The organism is Perlucidibaca aquatica (assembly GCF_001676655.1).
Classification (GTDB): domain Bacteria; phylum Pseudomonadota; class Gammaproteobacteria; order Pseudomonadales; family Moraxellaceae; genus Perlucidibaca; species Perlucidibaca aquatica.
Genome location: NZ_LZDB01000001.1, coordinates 478409 through 498678 on the forward strand (window position 1 = coordinate 478409; position 20270 = coordinate 498678).

The 20270-nt window shown below is 57.2% G+C and carries 21 protein-coding genes; 9 read left to right on the forward strand and 12 right to left on the reverse strand.

Annotated elements, in window-relative coordinates; translation table 11 throughout:
- Nucleotides 1-38: 38 nt before the first annotated feature.
- From A8710_RS02385 to A8710_RS02400, 4 genes are read left to right on the forward strand one after another with little or no spacing between them, the layout of a single operon-like run.
- Nucleotides 39-1424 carry a M16 family metallopeptidase gene (locus tag A8710_RS02385; RefSeq protein ID WP_068857867.1) on the forward strand — a complete coding sequence of 462 codons (1386 nt, stop codon included), beginning with the start codon at nt 39-41 and terminating at the stop codon, nt 1422-1424.
- A gap of 17 nt (nt 1425-1441) precedes the next feature.
- The gene (locus A8710_RS02390) at nt 1442-2884 is read left to right on the forward strand and encodes a M16 family metallopeptidase (protein WP_157686243.1); all 1443 of its coding nucleotides are present in this window, start codon (nt 1442-1444) and stop codon (nt 2882-2884) included.
- On the forward strand, nt 2881-3522 hold the full coding sequence (gene rsmD / locus A8710_RS02395) for a 16S rRNA (guanine(966)-N(2))-methyltransferase RsmD (RefSeq protein WP_068857868.1): 642 nt from the start codon (nt 2881-2883) through the stop codon (nt 3520-3522). Before A8710_RS02390 ends, rsmD begins: the two co-directional genes overlap by 4 nt.
- Nucleotides 3509-4627 carry a hydrolase gene (locus tag A8710_RS02400; protein ID WP_068857869.1) on the forward strand — a complete coding sequence of 373 codons (1119 nt, stop codon included), beginning with the start codon at nt 3509-3511 and terminating at the stop codon, nt 4625-4627. Before rsmD ends, A8710_RS02400 begins: the two co-directional genes overlap by 14 nt.
- Here the strand turns inward: A8710_RS02400 and A8710_RS02405 are convergent.
- A complete protein-coding gene (locus A8710_RS02405) occupies nt 4604-5263 on the reverse strand; it encodes a TetR/AcrR family transcriptional regulator (RefSeq protein ID WP_068857870.1) in 660 nt (219 codons plus the stop codon). The two genes, A8710_RS02400 and A8710_RS02405, sit on opposite strands and share 24 nt — an antisense overlap.
- A 120-nt stretch (nt 5264-5383) precedes the next feature.
- Between A8710_RS02405 and A8710_RS02410 the strand changes: the two genes are divergently transcribed.
- The 3 genes from A8710_RS02410 to A8710_RS02420 are packed head-to-tail and all read left to right on the forward strand — an operon-like array spanning nt 5384 to nt 9089.
- Nucleotides 5384-6829, forward strand: coding sequence for a coniferyl aldehyde dehydrogenase (locus A8710_RS02410; RefSeq protein ID WP_068857871.1), 1446 nt, complete (start codon nt 5384-5386; stop codon nt 6827-6829).
- A 50-nt stretch (nt 6830-6879) separates the two neighbouring features.
- Nucleotides 6880-7431 carry a twin-arginine translocation signal domain-containing protein gene (locus tag A8710_RS02415; protein ID WP_068857872.1) on the forward strand — a complete coding sequence of 184 codons (552 nt, stop codon included), beginning with the start codon at nt 6880-6882 and terminating at the stop codon, nt 7429-7431.
- 11 nt (nt 7432-7442) lie between these two features.
- The gene (locus A8710_RS02420) at nt 7443-9089 is read left to right on the forward strand and encodes a GMC family oxidoreductase (RefSeq protein ID WP_068857873.1); all 1647 of its coding nucleotides are present in this window, start codon (nt 7443-7445) and stop codon (nt 9087-9089) included.
- On the opposite strand, the gene A8710_RS02425 is transcribed toward A8710_RS02420, so the two are convergent.
- On the reverse strand, nt 9086-9343 hold the full coding sequence (locus A8710_RS02425; RefSeq protein ID WP_068857874.1) for a YfhL family 4Fe-4S dicluster ferredoxin: 258 nt from the start codon (nt 9341-9343) through the stop codon (nt 9086-9088). The genes A8710_RS02420 and A8710_RS02425 overlap by 4 nt on opposite strands.
- A gap of 14 nt (nt 9344-9357) precedes the next feature.
- Nucleotides 9358-9855, reverse strand: coding sequence for a pantetheine-phosphate adenylyltransferase (coaD, locus tag A8710_RS02430; protein ID WP_068857875.1), 498 nt, complete (start codon nt 9853-9855; stop codon nt 9358-9360).
- Nucleotides 9856-9958: 103 nt separating this feature from the next.
- Between coaD and A8710_RS02435 the strand changes: the two genes are divergently transcribed.
- Nucleotides 9959-12091, forward strand: a complete 2133-nt coding sequence (locus A8710_RS02435; RefSeq protein WP_068857876.1) for a prolyl oligopeptidase family serine peptidase — start codon at nt 9959-9961, stop codon at nt 12089-12091.
- Nucleotides 12092-12101: 10 nt separating this feature from the next.
- Here the strand turns inward: A8710_RS02435 and mutM are convergent, their stop codons facing one another.
- From mutM to A8710_RS02470, 7 genes are all read right to left on the reverse strand, one after another.
- Nucleotides 12102-12917, reverse strand: a complete 816-nt coding sequence (mutM, locus tag A8710_RS02440) for a bifunctional DNA-formamidopyrimidine glycosylase/DNA-(apurinic or apyrimidinic site) lyase (RefSeq protein ID WP_068857877.1) — start codon at nt 12915-12917, stop codon at nt 12102-12104.
- Between the two features lie 9 nt (nt 12918-12926).
- Complete coding sequence (locus A8710_RS02445; protein WP_068857878.1) at nt 12927-13694, reverse strand: HvfC family RiPP maturation protein; 768 nt, start codon at nt 13692-13694, stop codon at nt 12927-12929.
- Nucleotides 13684-14547 carry an HvfB family MNIO-type RiPP peptide maturase gene (locus tag A8710_RS02450; protein ID WP_068857879.1) on the reverse strand — a complete coding sequence of 288 codons (864 nt, stop codon included), beginning with the start codon at nt 14545-14547 and terminating at the stop codon, nt 13684-13686. The genes A8710_RS02445 and A8710_RS02450 overlap by 11 nt, the downstream gene beginning before the upstream one ends.
- Before the next feature lie 8 nt (nt 14548-14555).
- Nucleotides 14556-14828, reverse strand: a complete 273-nt coding sequence (locus tag A8710_RS02455) for an HvfA family oxazolone/thioamide-modified RiPP metallophore (protein ID WP_068857880.1) — start codon at nt 14826-14828, stop codon at nt 14556-14558.
- Between the two features lie 197 nt (nt 14829-15025).
- Nucleotides 15026-15271 (reverse strand): hypothetical protein, encoded by a 246-nt coding sequence (locus tag A8710_RS02460; RefSeq protein ID WP_068857881.1) that lies wholly within the window; start codon nt 15269-15271, stop codon nt 15026-15028.
- Complete coding sequence (locus A8710_RS02465; RefSeq protein WP_082968604.1) at nt 15265-15903, reverse strand: RNA polymerase sigma factor; 639 nt, start codon at nt 15901-15903, stop codon at nt 15265-15267. The genes A8710_RS02460 and A8710_RS02465 overlap by 7 nt, the downstream gene beginning before the upstream one ends.
- A 12-nt stretch (nt 15904-15915) precedes the next feature.
- Nucleotides 15916-16719 (reverse strand): ATP-binding protein, encoded by an 804-nt coding sequence (locus A8710_RS02470; protein WP_198341588.1) that lies wholly within the window; start codon nt 16717-16719, stop codon nt 15916-15918.
- A 168-nt stretch (nt 16720-16887) separates the two neighbouring features.
- Here A8710_RS02470 and A8710_RS02475 point away from each other — a divergent pair, with 168 nt between their 5' ends.
- Nucleotides 16888-19707 (forward strand): penicillin acylase family protein, encoded by a 2820-nt coding sequence (locus A8710_RS02475; protein WP_068857883.1) that lies wholly within the window; start codon nt 16888-16890, stop codon nt 19705-19707.
- 74 nt (nt 19708-19781) lie between these two features.
- Here the strand turns inward: A8710_RS02475 and rpmG are convergent, their stop codons facing one another.
- Both rpmG and rpmB read right to left on the reverse strand, forming a co-directional pair.
- Complete coding sequence (gene rpmG, locus A8710_RS02480; protein ID WP_022955339.1) at nt 19782-19937, reverse strand: 50S ribosomal protein L33; 156 nt, start codon at nt 19935-19937, stop codon at nt 19782-19784.
- A gap of 11 nt (nt 19938-19948) precedes the next feature.
- Complete coding sequence (gene rpmB / locus A8710_RS02485) at nt 19949-20185, reverse strand: 50S ribosomal protein L28 (protein WP_068857884.1); 237 nt, start codon at nt 20183-20185, stop codon at nt 19949-19951.
- Between the last annotated feature and the right edge of the window lie 85 nt (nt 20186-20270).

Genomic DNA, 20270 nt, shown 5'->3' on the forward strand with positions numbered 1-20270 from the left:
CTATGCTACCACCCGTTTTCCTAATGCGGTGATGTCTTATGCGGCGGCTAGTTCAGCGAATTCCCATGGGTGTGGCGATCAGAACGGTATTGATCTTGCCGCTGTTCATCATGGCATCGTTGGCTTCGGCAGCGATTGCGCCGGTCAGCTTTAACTTGGCCAATGGCCTGCGCGTCATTGTGCAGGAAGATCATCGTGCGCCCGTGGTGCTGACGCAGGTCTGGTATCGGGTGGGCTCGTCGGACGAACCGCCGGGACTGACGGGCTTGTCGCATGTGTTGGAGCACATGATGTTTAAAGGCACGGCGAAAGTGCCTGTGGGTGAGTTCTCGCGGTTGGTCGCCTATGCCGGTGGCGATGACAATGCGTACACCAATGACAACTTCACTGTCTATTTTCAGCAGCATTTGGCCGACAGATTGCCGCTGGCATTGGAGCTGGAAGCGGATCGCATGATGGGCCTGACGCTCGACGCGGAGGAGTTTGCCCGCGAGCTCAAAGTCGTGATGGAAGAACGTCGCTTGCGTACCGACGATAATCCCCAGGCACTGGCGATGGAACGTTTTCAAGCACTGTCTTTGCTCTCCAGTCCCGAGCGAAATCCCACCATTGGTTGGATGCGTGACTTAGAGCGCTTGACCGTGGAAGACGCGCGAGCGTGGTACCAGCGCTGGTATGCGCCAGCCAATGCCACGCTGATTGTTGTGGGCGATGTCACCGTGGCTCAGGTGCGCGAATTAGTGGAGCGTTATTTTGCTCCATTACCGTTAGTCAGCATTCCTCGCCGCGCGTTAATTCGTGAGCTCGACAGTCCGGGTGAGCGCAGCCTCAGTCTGACTTTGCCGGGGCAGGTACCTTCTTTGTATATAGGGTTTAACTTGCCCAGCTTGGCGAGTGCACGCGACCCCAAAGATGCCTATGCCTTGCAGCTGCTATCGGGGGTGCTCGATGGCGGCATCAGTGCGCGCTTGGAGCGTGACGTGGTGCGTACCAATCAGGCGGCGGCGATACGGTCGGGTTATGACGTGTTAGCCCGCGGCGATACGCAGTTAACCATTACGGCCGTGCCTGCAGCGGGCCAATCCTTAACAGCCTTGCGCGAGGTGATTCTGAAATCGGTTTATGCCTTACGCGATGAGGAAGTGAGCGCCGACGAGCTGGCCAAGGTCATGGCGAATGTGCGTGCGCAAGCGGTCTATGGCCGTGATGAATTGGATGATCGTGCCCAGCAGCTCGGCCGCCTCGATGCGCTGGGCTTGCCGTTAACCTGGGACGACGAATTGCCTGCGCGACTAAAGGCCATTACGCCCAAAACGATTCGTGAAGTGGCTAGGCAGTATTTACAACCCGAGCGATTAGCGACGTTGTTTTTGTATACGCCGAACTCGCCCGCACCGACCCAGCCAGTTGGGGTGACACCGTGATTAAGGTTGGCAGCAGCATGAAACAACGATCATTGTGGCGTATGGCTGTGGGATTTGTGGCGCTGGTGGCCGTGACGGGTGTTCAGGCCAGTGCCGATCACAGCAGCACGCCAGATGGCCCGCTCACCGCATTGCAGCGCTTATCGAGCGCAGCGGCGTTGGAGCAAGCCCGTAGTCAACGTTTGAGCCTGAATATCCCCGTTCAGCAATGGCAAACGGCAGAAGGTTTACGCGTTTTATTCTGGCCGAATGACCAAATTCCTTTGCTGGATACGCGCTTGGTTTTTGATGCCGGCGCAGCTCGTGACGGTGATATGTCCGGCCTTGCGTCCGCCGTCTCCAGCCTGATGGATGAAGGTACGACGCGGCGTTCGGCCCAAGCTGTTGCCGAAGGGTTTGAGCGCGTGGGTGCGGAGTTTTCTGCGTCGTCATACCGCGACATGGCCTTGCTGCAACTGCGTACGCTGAGTCAGCCCGAGTATCGCGATCAGGCCCTGGCCTTGTTTGCTGAAATGGCCAGTCAGCCTGCGTTTAGCGAAGAGGCTTGGCTGCGCTTGCAGGAGTCCCTGCGTATTGGCCAGCGTCAGCGTCTGCAGTCGCCTTCGGGGCGAGCCGGCTTAGCGTTTTATCAATCGTTGTATGGCAGCCACCCCTATGCCAATCCACTGGCTGGATTTGCCACTAGCGTGCAGAGCATCAAAACAAAAGATATCAAAGCCTTCCATGCCCGCTTTTACACGGTGGAAAATGCCGTACTGGTTTTAGTCGGCGACATCGATCGCACGAACGCCGAACGCATAGCGCGAGAGATCAGTGTTGCGCTGTTGCCGGGGGCCGCCGCAGAACCGTTGCCGCTGCCCAAGGCCGTCAAGCGGGGTCAGCGCGAACACATAGAAATGCCATCACAACAGACATTTGTGCTGCTGGGCGAGCTCGGTCTTAGCCGTTTGGATGCGGATTTCTTCCCCTTAATCGTGGCGAATGAAATTCTCGGAGGCAGCGGATTTGGCAGTGTGCTGACGCGAGAGCTGCGTGAAAAGCGCGGCCTGACCTACAGTGTCAGTAGTCAATTTGTGCCGATGCGTGTACCCGGGCCATTCCAAATCAGCTTCGCCACGCGTGCTGATCAAGCCGAGGCTGCGCTGGCGCTTACGCAGCAGATACTTCGCGACTTTGTGCGCCAAGGGCCGGATGCAGCGGCGGTCGCCAATGCGTTGGCGCAGCTGACGCAAGCCTTCCCGCGCAGCTTGGTGCGCACCGATGCCATTGCCAGCTATCTCGGCATGATGGGCTTTTACCAGCTGCCACCAGATTACTTGTCGCAGTACGTGGAACAGCTGTCTGCGGTAACACCCGAACAGGTTCGTGATGCCTTGAAGCGTCGTATCCACCCGGATCGCATGATCGTGATTACGGCGGGTCAAAAGCGCCCGTCTTCGGCAACTCAGGGTGCGCGATGACACGAGCAAAAACGTCCCCCGCCGCTAAGACCGGCCGACGCGATCTGCGCATCATCGGCGGTGTTTGGCGGAGTCGGAAAATTCAATTTCTGGATTTGCCCGGCCTGCGCCCGACGCCGGATCGTGTTCGTGAAACCGTGTTTAACTGGCTGCAATTAGCACTCGCGGGCCAGCATGTGCTGGATGTTTTTGCGGGTAGCGGAGCGATGGGCTTTGAGGCGTTATCGCGAGGCGCAGCCAGCCTAACGCTGTTGGAGCGCGACCTACAGCAGGCGGCCTGTTTACGCGAGCAGGCCGCTAAGTTGGAGGCGGCATCCTGCCAAATTTTGTGTGTCGATAGCCTGCGCTGGCTGCAAGATGCCCAAGCGCCAGCGGGGGGGTACGGGCTGATTTTTCTCGATCCCCCGTTCCATTTTGGATTAGTAAATGCCATTTTGCAGCGTATAGCGCAGAAAGGCTGGTTAACGCAGACGCGCTGGGTGTATGTTGAAACTGAGCTGGCGTTGAGTGACCTGAATTTGCCGACGGCACTTCAGCTGCATCGCCAAACCAAAGCGGGTTTAGTTAATGCGTTTTTATTTCGTTGCGACGCCCTACAAATCCAAGACGTTATTGAGCTCGAACATGACACGCTCTGATCAGGAAACCTTCACCCCCGGTATCAACCGTAGTCCTTTCAAACCGGCCTGGTGGCTACACAATGCGCACTTACAAACGCTATATCCTTCCCTGTTCCGCCGTGTAGAACCGCTGCCCAGGGTGCGCGAGCGAGTCGCGCTGAGAGATGGTGATTGGATTTATCTGGATTGGCGACTACCGAAAGCGTGGATAGGCAGTGGCAAGCCGTTAATTGCCATTGTGCATGGCTTGAGTGGGTGCAGCGGCTCTCACTACGTTGTGGGGCTGCAGCGTAGTTTGGAGGCTTTGGGCTGGGCCAGTGTTGCGATCAATTGTCGTGGTGCCACGGGTGAGCCTAACGATACCCCGCGTGCCTATCATGCGGGTGCGCATGATGATCTCGCCGACATCATGACAGCGCTGTATGAGCGTTATCCCGATGTGCCCTTGGGCTTGGTTGGCTACTCGCTTGGTGGTGCAATTTCGTTGAATTACCTAGCGCAAGAGTGCACGCCGCCGAATGTGTTTGCGGCCAGTACCGTCTCAGTCCCGCTATTGCTCGGCGCTTGCGCGGATCGGTTGGACCAAGGTTTTTCGCGAGTGTATCGCAAGCATTTGCTGGGCTTGTTGCAGCAGTCCTGGGTGCGTAAAGCTGACCATCTTGCGCAACGAGGGGATGAAGAAGTGGCTGTGCACATCCGTGAGTGCCTGGCTCAAGGGCCATTCACGTCGTTCCGTCACTTTGATGATGTTTTGGTCGCTGGACTGCATGGCTTTAAAAATGGTGAGGACTATTATCAGCGGTGCAGCCCTCGCCAGAGCCTAGCTAAAATCAACGTCCCCACGCTGTTATTACAAGCGGTAGATGATCCGTTTTTGACCCCAGAGTGTTTTCCCACGGCGCGAGAGTTGTCGCCCTCGGTGTATCTGGAAATTGCCCCATGCGGTGGTCATGTTGGATTTATTGAGGCCGGTGAGCACTGGCGTGAACCGCAGTTTTATCTAGAGCGCCGTATTCCTGAGTTTTTGCAGCGCCAAGCCGAGAGTTTTCAGGTGCCAAAAGTGCTTTCCCCTCGGGCACAGGGCGAGAAAGTGTCGCGCTTACGTCATGCTGTTAATGCTTAAGGCTTGGCCGTAACGAGTCTTAAGCTCAACCAAGCCGTCTCTTGCTTCGCCGCGTAAGTAAGGCGCTTCTAAGCAAATGACTTGATAAATCCCCTGACGCAACATGGCTTGCGTCAGCGGCTCCTGAAAGCCGAAGAAGCCCGTGGTGCTGAGGAAGTTGACCCAGCTAGTGGCAATGATCCAGATGTTGACGAGCAGCGCACCAATTTCTTCCTCGGTGGCTTCAAGCAGGCCAGAGTTGATCTGCAGCGTATAGAGCAAATGCACGCTGCTGAGCATGCGCTTGGCAAACTCACGGTAGTGTTCGCGCAGTTCCGCGTTGTCGGTGATCAGGTGCGTCATGTCGCGATGTAAAAAGCGATAACGCCATAGGCAATCGAGGATGTGTTCAAACAGCTGCACTTTATCAAGCTGCGTCAGCGGCCTATCGCTAGGTAGGTGCAGCGTAGACTGCATCTGGTCGGCATATTGCTGAAACAGCTCAAAGATAATCGCGTCTTTGTTGGGGAAGTGGTAATACAAATTACCAGGGCTCATGCCCAAGGCAGCCGCCAAATGGTTGGTGGTAATGAGCCGCTCGCCCTGCTCATTGAACAGCTCAAGACTTTTTAACAGGATGCGATCACGCGTTTTCACAGAGTTGGGATGTCCTGAATGTCGTGGCCAGTGAATTGACAGCCTAGAGTAAATGCTCTAAAAACGCCGCACAAGGTGTTTACCCTTTTGGTAGCACAGGAATTTCGTTTTGAGGTCATTATGGTTGCTCATCTCGCTCAGCTCGCTGCATCGAACCCACAAGTTGCTGAAATGCAGCGTATTTTTCAGTCTCAGCGGTCGGCATACAACCTACGTCCTATGCCGTCGGCGAGCGAGCGTATTGCCCATTTGACTCGTCTGCGCGCCGTCATTATCAAGTATCAGGACGATTTGGCCGATGCGGTCAGCCAAGATTTCGGCCATCGCTCAAAAGATGAAACCAAGATCGCTGAGGTTCTGACCTCGCTGGAAGCGGTGAAGTACGCCAGCAAAAATCTGACCAACTGGATGAAGCCACAGAAGCGTCACCCTGGCATTTTGGCGACACCCGCCAAGGCTCGCGTAGTGCCGCAGCCACTGGGTCTGGTGGGTGTTGTGGTGCCGTGGAACTACCCAATTTTCCTCGCCATTGGCCCGTTGGTTGGCGCGCTCAGTGCCGGCAACCGCGTCATGATCAAGACCTCCAGCTTCACGCCACGTTTGGGCGAGACGCTGAAGCGCATGCTCGCCGAGGCCTTCACCGAAGATACCGTGGCGGTCATCACCGGTCGCGGCGAAGTGTCGGAAGCCTTCAGCCACATGGCATTTGACCAGATCACCTTCACCGGCTCGACCAATGTCGGTCGCACCATCATGCAGAATGCCGCCGCCAATCTGACGCCGGTGCTGCTGGAGCTGGGCGGCAAGTCCCCAGCCATCGTGCACGAGTCCTACCCGATGGCCGATGCCGCTGAGCGTATTGCTTTCGGCAAATGCTGGAACGCCGGCCAGACCTGTGTGGCGCCAGACTATGTGTTGATGCCGCGTGGCAAGACCGACGAGTTCGTCATCGCGTTCACGGCCCAGGTCAGCAAGATGTACCCAACGCTGGTCACCAACGCCGACTACACCAGCATCGTCAATGAAAAGCAGTACACGCGTATTCAGAGCTACCTCGACGATGCCCGTGCGCAAGGTGCGCGCGTCATCGAGATCAATCCGGCCAACGAGCGCTTTATTGATACCCGCAAGATTCCGCCAACGCTGGTCTTGGGCGCTACGCCAGACATGCTGATCATGCAAAACGAAATCTTCGGACCCATTTTGCCGATCATCGAGCGCGAATCGCTGTCGCAGGCGCTGGAGTTCGTGAATGCGCGTCCACGCCCACTGGCGTTGTACTACTTCGACAATGACACGGCGCGTGCCGATTATGTGGTCACCCACACGCATTCCGGCGCAACCGGCATTAACGATGTGGTCACCCATGTTGGCGTTGACGATCTGCCATTTGGTGGCGTTGGCCCGTCCGGTATGGGTCGTTACCACGCGAAAGAAGGGTTTGAAACCTACTCGAACATGAAGGCGGTGTTGGAGCGCTCGAGCATCTACTCCGTGCGTTACATCCTGCCGCCATTCGGTCGCGTGGCTCACGGCCTGATTCAGAAACTATTCTTGAGTAAGTAATATCCCGAGGCGCTGCTGTCCCGAAAATAACAAAAAGCAGGGGTGAATGGATGCAAGCAGTTACGACTCATGCGATGGCGCTCAGCCGTCGTCACTTTTTAAAAACCGGTGCGATGGGCGGCATGCTGCTCGCCACCGGCTCAGCAGCCGCACTCCTGACCGGCTGCGCGCAAGCGCAACCGGCAACAGGATATGTCTATCTTCGCGAGGCCGAATTAACGGTTTTGCGAGCAGTGATCCCCTCTGTACTGGCCGGCACTTTGCCTGAGGGTAAGGCACGGCCTGCCGCGCTCGACAAGGCGCTAGCGTCGCTGGATCAGCTCCTTGCTAACAGCAGTGTTGCGGTTGGCGACCAAATTCATCAGCTCTTCGCGCTGCTCAGCATGGCCCCCACACGCATTGCGATGGCCGGCGTATGGTCGGATTGGCCAGATGCCAGCCCGGAGGACATCGAAGCCTTCCTATTACGTTGGCGCGATAGTCGCTTAGAGCTCTTGCGTGGCGCCTACCTTGGCTTGAGCAAAATCATCAACGTCGCTTGGTACTTGCTGCCGGAAAGCTACGCCGCCGTGGGTTACAGCGCCCCCGTGCGCACGATTTAAGGAGCGTTGAGATGGCGATTCAAGTAGGTCCAATTCCCGATCCCATTCGTGCTGGCATCGCCGGTGGCTGGAAGGTTATTCATGCCGGCGAACTGACCCAAAACACCACGGTAGAGTGTGATGTTGTCATTGTGGGCACAGGCGCTGGTGGCGGCACGGCGGCAGAGGTTTTGACTCAAGCCGGACTCAAGGTAGTCATGCTCGAAGAGGGCCCGCTGCGTTCCAGCGATGACTTTAAAATGCGTGAAGTTGAAGCTTTCCGTGATCTCTATCAGGAAGGCGCGGCGCGCACCACGGGCGATGGCAGCATGACCATCTTGCAGGGCCGCGCTGTGGGCGGCAGCACCACGGTGAACTGGACATCGAGCTTCCGCACGCCACCGCAAACGTTGAAACACTGGCGTGATGTGCACGGCGTGAAAGGCATCTCCGATGCCGAGATGGCGCCGTGGTTTGATCGCGCCGAAAAGCGTCAGCAAATCGGCCCGTGGCCCGTGCCGCCAAACGAGAACAACGACATCATTCGTCAGGGCTGCGAGAAGCTGGGCTGGAGTTGGCAAAGTATTCCGCGCAATGTGAACGGTTGCTGGAACCTCGGCATGTGTGGCGTGGGTTGCCCGACCAATGCCAAGCAATCTATGTTGGTGACGACGATTCCAGCGGCACTCAATGCCGGTGCGACGCTTTACCATCGTGCCCGCGTACGCGAATTAATCATGGGCGGTGACAAGGTTCGAGGCGTGCTGGTCGATGGCATGCCTGAGGTTGGCCTTCAACCTACCGGAAAGATACTCATGGTGCGTGCGCGTCATGTGGTGCTGGCGGGCGGCGCTATCAATACCCCCGCCATTCTGCTGCGCTCGAAAGTGCCGAACCCGCATGACCAGATTGGTCTGCGCACCATGATCCATCCGGTCAATGCCAGCTTTGCCCAGTTCGATCGCAAGGTCGAGGGCTGGGGCGGTGCGCCGCAATCCGTGTACTCCGATCACTTCCAGTGGAAAGACGGTGCGACCGGGCCGATGGGCTTCAAAATTGAAGTCATTCCCATGCAGCCGGGCTTTGTTGCAGGTCTTCTGGGTAATCATGGCCTTGACCATGCCCGGGACATGCAGTCGCTGGGTCATCTCAACGGCATGATCGCGCTGCTGCGTGACGGCTTTACCGAAGACTCACCGGGCGGCCGAACGAGCATTCGTAAAGATGGCTCGGCGGTACTCGACTACGACGTTTCGGCCTCTCTCGCAGATGGCCTGCGCAGATCGTTCTTGGCCATGGCGGAAATTCAATTAGCAGCGGGTGCGCGTTCTGTGCGGCCATTCCAACTGGCTGGCGGCTCGTTCACCACCCTAGCGGCAGCGAAATCGGCGATTAACGGCTTTACGATTGAAAAGTTCCGCACCGGTATTGGCTCAGCGCATCTCATGGGTGGTTGCGCTATGGGGGAAGATGCCAAAACCTCCGTAGTGAATAGCCGTGGTGAGTTCCATGGTCTGGCGAATCTGAGCGTGCTTGATGGCTCCATTTTCCCGACCAGTATTGGCGCTAATCCACAATTGTCGATCTATGGTCTGGTGGCCAAGTTAGCAACGGGTTTGGCCGAACGACTGTTACCCACGGGTGCGCCCAAGCCTGAAGCCTTAACACGCGTTGGTTAAACGGGGCTCTTGCCCGTCAGCCGCTCGAACTTGGCCTGCAGCTGCTCGCGACTTTCCTGATGTTGGGGGTCGATGGGGATGCAGGCTACGGGGCAGAGGCTGACACATTGCGGTTCATCAAAATGACCCACGCACTCGGTACAGAGTGCAGGGTCAATCTCATAGATTTCCGGCCCCATGGAAATCGCCAGATTCGGGCATGCCGGCTCGCAGACATCACAATTAATACATTCATCGGTGATCAGCAAAGCCATGGCGTGGTCTGACGTTAGTTTTTGCGCGGGCCGTGGCCAAGCTTTTTAACAAAGGCTTCAGACACACAAGGCGCGACAAACTGGCTGACATCGCCGCCGAGAATGGCGATTTCGCGCACCAGACTCGAAGAAATAAATGACAGGTGCTCTGACGGCGTCAGAAAGACGGTTTCGAACTCGCGATTCAACTGGCGGTTCATGTTCGCGAGCTGGAATTCATACTCAAAGTCGGACACGGCGCGCAGGCCGCGCAGCACGACATTGGCCTCCATGTCGGTGACAAAAAACGACAAGAGCTTATCGAAGCCCACCACGCGCACATTGGGCAGATGCCCCAGCACTTGTTGGGCCAGCGCGACACGTTCCTCCGTGCTGAACATAGGCTTTTTCTTGTCACTAGCTGCAACCGCTAAAATGACTTCGCCAAACAGTTTCGAGGCGCGCTCGACCAAATCAGCATGGCCATTCGTAATGGGGTCGAAGGTTCCAGGGTAGACGACGCGAGTGGGCATATCAGCTCCTGCAGTAATCTGTCGTGTTGCCTTGTCAGATTAGATATTTAAAAGTAACTTGATGTTAACTTTTGCCCACTAAAATAAATATAGAGCGCTGCGAATGCCTTTTTTGAATTTTCCCCGCAAATCTTTCGCCCTAGCGGCCGTCTGTTCAGTTTTTCTGTTGGCCTGTGGCAGTGAAGATCGATCGGCTCCGCGCTCACCGGCTGCCAATGTCACGAACGCGCCCTGTGATCGAAGCTCATGGGTGGCGGGCAGTACGGAATACTGTCAGGGCACGTTGATCTATCGCGATTATGTTTATGACGACTTTGGCGCAGATGCCGGGCTGATCGCAGGCGGCCCCACGGTACTCAACGTCACCACGCGGCTTGGTCAGCGTGGAAATCCTTTCGCAACCACGCCCAGTCTGTTGGCGCCTTCTGCGGGCGATGTCACGTATCCTGCTGGACTGACCAATACCGCTGACTTGGTCAAGCTCAGTTTGAGCGTGAGCGGCAACGAGCTGCTGGCGGAGTTTGAGCTGAACACCCTATTCAATGCCAATGACGCAATCGTTGCGTTAGCTATTGATACGGATAATAACGCCGCCACAGGTGGCGGGGCATGGACCCCATTGCAGGTGAGCAGTCGGGGTTGGGACGTGCTGAAAACCGTCGCGGTGGGCGATCCCGTGAGCAATCGACTGCAGCTCCGTATGCCCGTCCCTGCCGGCAGTGTTTGGCGGGTGCAGGCCGCGGTATCGCAAGCTAATGGCAAGGTGATGAATGTCGCTTTCCGTGGCATGGATGAGCAGGCCGGGGCTGATGGTCTGCAGGGGCAACTTTTGCCCAATAAGGGCAATTACTGGGAAGACAAGCAGGCAGCGGCCTTGGCTTCGGGAGATATCTCGCAGTTTGGTGAAACGCTACGTGTGGCGGACTTACGTAATGGCCTGACTAAGGTGGCACCAGCCCCCGTCGGCTTTCATCAGCGTGTCTACACGTCGAAATATGTTTTGGGAGAAGGCGTTGAATTAGCAGGGGTAGCGGGTCGCGATGGCGACACCGGTGGCTTCTGCTCACAGTCCTTTAATTATCTGGGTAAGTATCAGCCCTATGGTATTTACTTGCCCAAGGCGCAGGCGGCAAAGCCCGGCATACAAGTGGTCATGCATGGCTGTGAAGCGAATCACGCCAGTCAGATCAATCAGCTCGGCTTTCAGCAGCAAATGGGTGAGGATCGCAACCGAATCTTGGTTGCTCCCTTGGGTCGCGGACCCTATGGATTTTACGCGGGCATTTCAGAGCGCGATGTTCTGGATGTCATTGCCGATGCCGAGGCGACGTATGTTACGGACCCCGAGCGCATGATCGCTTCCGGCTACTCCATGGGTGGCTTTGGCGCGATGCACTTGGCAACGAACTACCCCGATCGCTTTGCCGGCATGGTGAATTGGGTCGGCTTCACGGGCAGTTTGCGCAACATCCCCAACACCAACACGCCTTTAGATGCTGTGCTCACCACGCTGACCGATGCACTCAAGCCCGTGTTGGATGTGGCTGGCCCGATAAACGGCTCGATTGCTTACGAAAACGTCATTCACTACATCGGCAACTTGCGCCATGTGCCCAGCGCCAATCTCTACAGTGGTGCGGATGAATTGGTGCAGGTCAATCAGGCCATTGCGCTGGCGCAAACGCTTGATCGAACCGGTGTGCCGTATCGCTTTTATCTGCATCCTGTATCGGAGCATTTGACCTTTATGGTCTTAGATAACTGGCAGAAAGAGTCGGAGGCAAGCGCCGATTGGGTGCGTGTGAAAAATCCGCGCCGCGTCACCTACCGTTTTGATCCGCGCTTTGACTATCCCGAATACGCGGTTAAGCATGACCGTGCTTACTGGCTGTCACAGCTGGTCTCGCGGGATGGCTTGGAAGCGGAAGTGGAACTGGTAGCCAATGGGTGTGGCGGTCATGAAGTCACCTATACGGCGGGACAAGATGCCGGGCCTAGCCCACTGCCGTGGGTGGGTCTCAATCGCGTGAAGACGGGACAAGAGCCTGTGGCCGCCGCAAGCACACTCTCCGGTAGCCTGCGTAATGTCGCGACCGGCCTTATTGAGGCTTCGGCGGTTTGCTTGGGTTCGGGCACATTGAGCTATGACATTATCAGTGATGGCGCAGCGCAATTGCGCCTGAGCTCAGGCAAGGTCATACGCTTGATCGCAGGACGTAACCAAGGCTCGCTCTAAGTCGAGACGCTTAGCGCTGGCAGTGCCCGCAAAACACCGTGCTGCGGGCACTCAAACGCACTTCCTTCAGTGCCTTGCCGCACTGCCGGCACGGTTGCCCGGCACGCCCGTAGACCAGTAATTCCTGCTGAAAATATCCCGGCTCGCCCTGGCTGTTGACGAAGTCGCGTAGCGTTGTGCCGCCGCGCGTGATGGCGTGCGCGAGAATATCGCGGATAGCCTGCGACAGCCGCTGATAGCGCTCCGCGCTGATGCGGCCCGCTTCGCGCAATGGGTGGATGCCGACCTGAAACAGCGCTTCATTGGCGTAGATATTGCCGACGCCGACCACCACATGGCTATCCATGATGAAGCTTTTCACCGGCGCAGTTTTGCCACGGCTGAGGCGGAATAGGTGATGGTTATCGAACTCGGCCTGCAGCGGCTCCGGCCCCAGCGATGCCAGCAGGGGGTGCTTGAGCGGATCATCGCGCAGCCACAGGCAGCAACCGAAGCGGCGTGGGTCGTGGTAGCGCATGAGCCAGTTGTTATCCAGCGTCCATTCGAGGTGATCATGGGTCTTGCGCGGCGTACCGGGCGTGACCAGCCGCAGGCTGCCGGACATGCCCAGATGCACCATCATGACGCCGGTGTCGATGTGGAAGAGCAGGTATTTGCCGCGTCGGCTGATGCGTGCCACGCGCTGATTCGCCAACAATTCGGGTAGCTCGGGCGGAACGGGCCAACGCAGCCGTGCGTTGTGTACACGCAGGCTGACAATACGTTGGCCTTCAACAAACGGTTGGATGCCGCGGCGAGTGGTTTCTACTTCGGGGAGTTCAGGCATGGCATCAGTTTAGCCGAGGAAGGCCAGGCCGCCATGCTGCAATTGCAGTAATACGCGCTGGCAGGCTGCCAGTGCTTGCTCGTGGCCGATACCGGGGCTGGCGTGAACCAGCTCATCGGCTAGGTTGTTGAGAGTTTGGTCACCGAGCTGGATGCGCTCGACCAGCCAGGCCGTCAGCGGCTCCACCACCAGAGAACGAACTTCGTCGTCACGGTTGCGCCAGAGCACAACCGCCTGCGCCTGCGCGTGCAGATCGGCAGGATCGGTCTCGACCGACCAGCTCGCGACTGGCCACTGGTAAGCCAGCGGCCACGCCGGCATCGCGAGTCGGATTGGCGCATCGAGTCGTTCCCAGCGGCTCTCGTCGGCGAGGACGCAGTCGGCCGCGACGCTGGGGTTGGGTTCTTCGGTGATGTCTGCCGCCAGCTCCATCCACTCGTAATGCAGCAGCTCGGTCAGCCACGGGAAGTCGGCCAGTTCGGGCCAGTCCAGCGCCGCCACAAATTCCCTGAAGTGCAGAGAGATGTCGTAGAAAAAGGGCGACTGGCAGTGATAGTCCGCAAAAAAGTGATCGCTCAGACGTTGCCAGAGTGGTTCTGGCAACAATGCCTTGGCGACCGGAAACGTGATGTCGACAAAGTTGATGACATTGTTGAACAGCAGCTCGCGATAAGTGTGCATGCGCGCCGGCAGTACCCCGGTTGGCAGCGGGGCGGAGTCCGGCTGTCGCAACCAGTGGGTGAACTCAGCCTGAGTTTGCTGAAAATCACGCGGCATCGCGGTGAGCTTGCTGGTATTGGCGGATGATGCTCATTTCGGCGAGCAGATCCGGCAACGCTGGGATGTTGAAGTCGCGCTCCAGCAAGGTCGGGAACGTGCCGAAGTGTTCATAGGCCGTGCGCAGCAAGGCCCAGACATCGGCGCAGACATCATCGCCATGAGTGTCGATGCGCAGGTCTTCGGCTTCCACGAAATGCCCGGCAATATGGGCATAGCGTATGCGTTGCGCCGGCAGCGAGCGCAGGTAGTGCTCGGCATTGAAGCCATGATTGATGCTGTTGACGAAGATGTTGTTCACATCCAGCAGCAGATCGCAGTCAGCCTTTTCCAGCACGGCGCAGACAAAATCCTGCTCGCTCATGTCGCTGCCCGGTGCGGCATAGGTCGACACATTCTCCAGCGCAATGCGCCGGCCGAGGATGTCTTGCACTTGCCCAACGCGCGCCGCGACATAATCAACGGCGGCTTGCGTCATCGGAATTGGCAGCAAGTCATAGAGGTGCCCGGCATCGCCGGTATAGCTCAGGTGCTCGGAATAGGTCGCGATCTGATGACTGTCGAGGAACTTGCGCAGGCGCTGGAGAAATTCAATATCCAGCGGTGCCGGGCCGCCTATCGACAAGGACAGGCCGTGAGTGACAAAGCAGTGGCGCTCCGTGAGTGCGCGAAGGTTACGCGCATAACGGCCGCCAAGACCGATCCAGTTTTCCGGAGCGATCTCGAAAAAATCGGGGAGGGTGGCAGCAGGCACCGAGTCCAACACCGCTAAAAAACTGCGGCGCAGACCCAGGCCAGCTCCCTGCACGGGAAAACCTTGCACCGGAAAATGCTGTGCTGTTGTCCCGTTCATGAGTCAGCTTACTTCTTGGCGCCGCACTTGCCTTCGCCACATTTGCCTTCGTGAGCTTTCTTAGCTGCGCCGCACTTGGCTTCAGCGGCTTTCTTGTCTGCACCACACTTGGCTTCGGCGTCTTTTTTGGCGCCACACTTTGCTTCGCCACACTTGCCTTCAGCGTGAGCAGCGGCAGGAGCAGCAGCGGCAGCAGCCGGTGCTTCGCCAGCGTGAACCAGGCCCGTAACGGACAGAGCGAAGAGAGCGGCGATCGGGGTCAGAGTTTGCAGCTTATTCATGATTCATATCCTCAGGATTTTTGGGTGATCACCAACGAATATTCGCTAGTGTCACCCTTTAGAGTATTGACGGCGGCATTTGTTACGGAATGAAAGAAAATACTTTCACGGTAATGTCCGAACACTTGCGCTGTCAGAACAGAAGTAACGACCAAGCCGAGAAATAGAGTACAGGAAGTACAAATGCCCGCTCCAGTCTAGTGATGCGTATGGCCTGAGTGGTCATGGTCCAACGCTTCCATCCACATCTTGATCTGTGCTTCAGTCGGTGGCTTGGCCGGGCGTTTACGCAGTGCGCGTAGCATGGTCAGAATTTGGATAACGGCGAGTCGGCAATTGCCACAGCGCAGCAAGTGCCAAACCACACCCAAGTTGACGCGCCAGGGCAGTGCTCCGGAAAGGAATTCGGTGGCATTCGTGCCCACATCTTTACATTTCAACATTCGCCGGTCTCCTCGTAGTGGGACACCATGGAAAACACCCGGATTCGGGCACGGTGCAGCAATACGCGAAAATTAGACGGGCTAATGCTCAGCGTGTTACAGATTTCTGTCGGGGAAAGTCCTTCCATGTCTTTCAGTGTTAGCGCTAAGCGCTGGCCTTCGGGCATGTCGTCCATGTGGTGCTCGATACATTCTTGCAGCACACGTGCGCTGAGCAGCGCGTCTGGCGTGTCGTCATCCCACTGTTGCCATTGTTTAGCCCATTGTCCCGCGCTGTTAAAAGCGCCATCGAGAGGGTCATGCTGGGCTTCTAAGCCTTCCAGTGATACTTCACGGCCCTGCTTGCGCAGGTAGTTGTAGGCCTTATTGATGGTGATGCGGGTCAGCCACGTTTTTAGGCCAGAACGACCTTCGAAATCCTTAATGGCGCCATAGACTGAAATCCACGCGTCTTGAACGGCGTCTTCAGCATGTTGCGGTGCGACAGCACGCGCAGCGGCCAGCATGGCGCCACCAAAGCGACGCATGGCTTCGCGATAGGCGAGGCGGTCGCCAACGCGCAAGGCGGAGAGGAGGATGGATTCGCTGCTTTCAGCATTAAAGCGCGCGCCACCGGGACTTGCAGAGGCCATGAGAGCTCCGGATTAGTGTGATGGTTCTGTGAATAATAATTGTTGTCGACCCGACCAGTCGCGAGCGAACTGCATAGCAACACGGCCGCTGCGTGAGGCGCGTGTCTGAGCCCAGCGCAATGCCTCGCCACGCACCTGATCATTCCATTGGGTGTAGTCGAGTTGCTGCAAATGGTGCTGTACCAAGTCCAAGTATTCGTTCTGGCCGAAAGCGAGAAAGGACAGCCAAAGCCCGAAGCGTTCCGACAGCGAAATTTTTTCCTCAACCGACTCGCCGGGGTGAACTTCGTCGTCTATCCACTGGTACTCGGCGTTGTCGGACTTGAGCGACGGCATCAGGTAGCGGCGGTTGCTGGTGGCGTAAATCAGCACATTGTCCGGCGCTTCTTCGACGCCGCCATCCAGCGCCGTTTTCAACGCGATGAGGGCCGGATCATTGCTGGCCACGGAAAAGTCATCGACATAGAGAATGAATTTCTCGGCACGGCCACGCAGCGGCGCGACGATGTCGGGCAGGTCAATGAGGTCGTGCGGCGGCACTTCGATCAGGCGCAGGCCATCGCTGGCGAACTCATGCAGCAAGGCTTTCACCAGCGAGGATTTGCCGGTGCCACGAGCACCGGTGAGCAACACATGATTGGCCGGCAGGCCACGAACAAATTGTTCGGTGTTCCGGCGCAATGCCTGCTTCTGACGGTCGATGTTGAGCAAATGGGCCAGCGGAACGGCCTGTGTTTTCGCAACGGCTTGCAGTTGGCCCTGACGCCAACGCCAGGCCAACGTCATGTCAGGTAACGGAAGAGTGTGGTGTGACATGGGTGTGTACTAGCTAATAGTTGAGCTTGAGTATAGTTCGCCGATTGCTCCCGTGCGACTGCACAGAGTCGCTAGCTAATCGCTGATCTTTGCCCCTGCGGAAGGAGCAGGGTAGAGTGCGAAGTCTACTTTCCGCAAGCTGCCCTTAAGAGCAGTCTGGAGCCTGCAATGAACATCCGTTATATGGCGCAAAAAGCCAGCATCCCATTTTTCATCGTGTGGCTAACGGCCTGTGGCTTGGGTGACGACAACCGCGCGGCAGGCCGAAATACGGCTGCGGCGGATTTCGTGCTGAAGGCAGAAACGGTGCTGCCGCCGGGGCAGAGCGGTTTCTTCAGTCTGCCAGGTCAGGCGCAGGGCATGCTGACAGGCAAGCCGGGTGATTTTGGCGCTCATGTGGATGATCAGCGAGAACTCTATTGGAGCTTTAAAGCCAAGCCTGCCGTACTGGGTACTCGACCGGGCACACCGACATCCCCGAAGAGTGGAGTGCAGGTTTATCGCGATAGCTACGGCGTGCCGATTATCTATGCCGATACGGTGCGTGATCTTTGGTTTGGCGTGGGGCATGCGGTCACCACGGACAGGCTCTTTTTACTGGATGCCGTGCGCCGGACAGCGCGGGGGACGTTGGCCGAATTGACGGGCTGTGGGGCGGTCCCTGCGGATTTACAACAGCGTGTGGTCGGTTATACCGATGCCGAATACCAAACCTACTTCGATAAATTATCGCCCGATGCCCGCGATGCTGTGCTGGGGTATGTTGATGGCGCCAACGCTCGTATCGCCGAAGTACGGGGCAATCCAACGCTCTTGCCTGCCGAATATGCCCTACTGAGTAGCTTGCCAGAGCCGATCAACGCCATTGATGTGCTCGCGGCGGGCGTCTATATCACGCGCTTTGTGGCAGCCGAGGGCGGCAACGAGTTTCAAAACATCAGCCTGCTGAAAGCCCTGTCTAAGCGTTTAGGTTCGTCACGGGCGGGTAAAGATGCTTTTCTCGATCTGACATGGCTAGACGATGCAAAGGCGGCTGTTTCGGTGCCAGTGGGGACGGGCAATTTCAGCAATCAGGCAGGATCGCTGGCGGTGCGAGAGGCGGCATTCGAGCAAATGGCAGATTGGGCCGTTACCTTACCGGACTCACTCGCGCTGGGTGATGGCACAGGGAGTCGCGCAGCACCCGCACCGTGCTCGCAACCCTCGCTGGCGATGGCCACATCGGCGTCCAGTGGATTGCGTGGGGCGACCCAGCGTGAGCTGGCTTTCGCGCCAGAGATTAAACGAATAACAGCAGCCAAAACGCTGGCTAAAACGGCTAACCCTAAGGCTTACAAAGCCTCTGGCCCACAGGTACAGCGACACATTGCCTTGGCCTTAAACGAGTTGCGCGCCTATTTGCATGGCGGCTCTCACGCGTATGCCGTGGGGCCGTCACGCACCCGCGATGGCGGTACGCTGTTGGTGAGTGGTCCGCAGTTGGGCTATGACTATCCCTTGCTGCTGGTCGAGTATGAAATTCATGGCGCGGGGTATCACGCACGCGGATCGTCGGTGCCTACGCTGCCCGTCGTGGGTATTGGCTACACCGAACATGCTGCGTGGGGATTAACCACAGGCTATTCCAAAACCATTGATAGCTTTATTGAAACCCTGTGTTCGACCGCGCAACAGGCAACGGGTGCGTGTCAGGCCGATCAATATTTCCACGACGGCAAATGGAAGGCCATGAATTGTCGGACGGAAACATTTAAGTTCCGTGCGGCTACCTCCGGCGTCCCCATTGGCCCAGCGGTGTTGAACCAAGCCAATAAAATATGCCGTACGGTGCATGGGCCGCTGGTAGCCCGAGATGATGCTAAAGGCTTGGGGCGTAGCGTGGCCTATGCCATGTGGAAGCGGGAAATTGAAACCATTGAAGGCATTCGTGCCTGGAATAAGGCGCGCAACTTTGCTGAATTCGATGCCGCCATGCGTTTGGTCACGTGGAATGAAAACACCACGGTAGCCACACGCGATGGTCATATTGCTTTCTATCATCCCGGTCTGCATTTTGAGCGCAACGCGCAAACAGACATGCGCTTTCCCATTCCCGGCACAGGTGCTTTCGACCATGCCGGCCTTTTGCCGTTCGAGAAAACACCGCAAGTGCGCGATCCGGCGCAAGGCTATTTGGCCAACTGGAATAATAAGCCCGCTGTAGGCTGGCTTGATGGCGAAGGGTTAGGCAGCACCAGTCGTCCTGGTGGGGCGGGCCAGCGCGTGACCATCATTCTCGATAAGTTAGCCACGCGTAGCGATTGGGCCTTCACAGATTTAAAGGCCCTGGATGAGCATGCGGGCACAATAGACCCTCGCGCACGGGAGTACCTGCCGGTGTTGCGTGCTTTCCGGAGCAGTGCGCAGGCGCAACTCAACGGCACTGAAAAGGCTGCACTGGATCTGGTGCTGGGATGGGATCGCAGCCATTACGGCCCGAACATCGACCTTAACGACACTGCCGCCCGCGATGGCGCAGCGGCGACTATTTTTGGTGAACTGGTCACGGCCTTACGCGATGAGTTATTTGCAGGCCTCAAGGGTGATGTACTGGCCCCTGACCTGACGGCTTATGACCGTGTTTCGGGCGTAGGCAGCCATGTTTTCGACCAAAGTGTGATGGATAACGTGGTGGTGCGGATTTTGGCGCCTAACACGTCAGCCTTGGTTAATCGTCGCGATTGGACCGGCGGGCGCTCGCGTGATGCGATCATGCTTGCCGCATTAAAGACGACGCTGGCGCGTTTAGCGGCAAGCTACAACAGTGGCAATGCACTCACGGCGACAGATCTCGGTAAATGCACGCGCATTCATCCGCGCAGCAAAATTTGCTCGCTCTCGGGTGTGGTGGGGCCAGGTTCCAGCACGGTGCCAGGCAGCAGCTGCGTCACCATGCCGTATCAGGATCGCGGCAGCTGGGTGCATCGTGTGGGTTATGAGAAGCCTTGAGCAGGCTAGGCAATTGCAGGCATAAAAAAACCGGGCGCTGAGGCCCGGTTTTTTATCTGCAAGGTGCGGATCAATTACTTGATCTTGGCTTCCTTGAAGAGAACATGCTGGCGAATCTTGGGATCAAACTTTTTGATCTCCATTTTGCCCGGCATGGTGCGCTTGTTCTTCGTGGTGGTATAGAAGTAGCCAGTACCAGCCGTTGAGACGAGACGGATTTTATCACGCATGATTGTGCTCCTTAGACCTTGACGCCTTGAGCGCGCAGATCAGCAACGATCACGTCAACACCCAGCTTATCGATGGTACGCATGCCCTTAGTGGACACACGCAGACGCACGAAACGCTTCTCGCTTTCCAGCCAGAAACGCTTGTAGTGCAGATTCGGTTCGAAGCGACGCTTCGTTTTATTGTTGGCGTGCGAAACGTTGTTACCAACGATCGGACGCTTGCCGGTAACTTGGCAAACCTTTGACATTTCAGCTCTCCGCAATGGCGATCTACTGGCCACCTAGATCGGCGGCTGACAGCGAGGGCGCGATTTATACCAAAACACATGCTCC